This is a genomic window from Vibrio sp. 2130-1 (genome assembly GCF_033339515.1).
In genome coordinates this window covers 1-568 of sequence record NZ_JAWOUT010000548.1, presented here as the reverse complement: position 1 = coordinate 568, position 568 = coordinate 1, and the positions used below count along the sequence as shown (strand labels likewise).

The 568-nt window shown below is 48.2% G+C and carries 1 protein-coding gene; it reads right to left on the bottom strand.

From position 1 onward, the window contains the following. The coding region (locus R7Q09_RS27315; protein WP_318144104.1) for a glycosyltransferase family 2 protein at positions 1–568 on the bottom strand (568 nt) is incomplete at both ends.

Sequence of the window (568 nt, the reverse complement as noted above, 5' to 3'; positions counted from 1 at the left end):
AATGCTGACAGCTTTGATCATCGGATTTTTCGTGCGCTTTTGTAACCAGATCACACCAAACATATCAACAATCCCTACCCAAGCACGGTTCCATGCATTGTAATTGGAAGTGCCTGCTTCTCTGTCTCGGTGCGCGACTGGGTGAACGACGATTTCCCCGCCCATCGCTTTGATGAGTGCAGGCAAAAACCGATGCATATGATCAAAATACGGCAAGCGCAGATAAGTCGATTTAGGGATGACTTTAAGTCCACAACCAGAATCTGGAACACCATCACCTAGTAATGCATGGCGCACTTTGTTCGCCACCTTCGATTGAAACCTAACCCAAGCTGTATCCAACCTTTTCGCTCGATAACCCGCGATGCAAAAGTTCGGATTGCTGACTTTAGCAGCAAGCTCAAGCATCTTAGGCATATCCGACGGATCGTTCTGCCCATCAGCATCGGAGGTAACAATCCACTCGCCTTTTGCATGTTTGACGGCAGTTAACACTGCTGTGCTTTGACCGCAACTATGTTCGTGGCTTACCACCTGCAGGTCACACCCACATTCTTTAGCAGCTTCA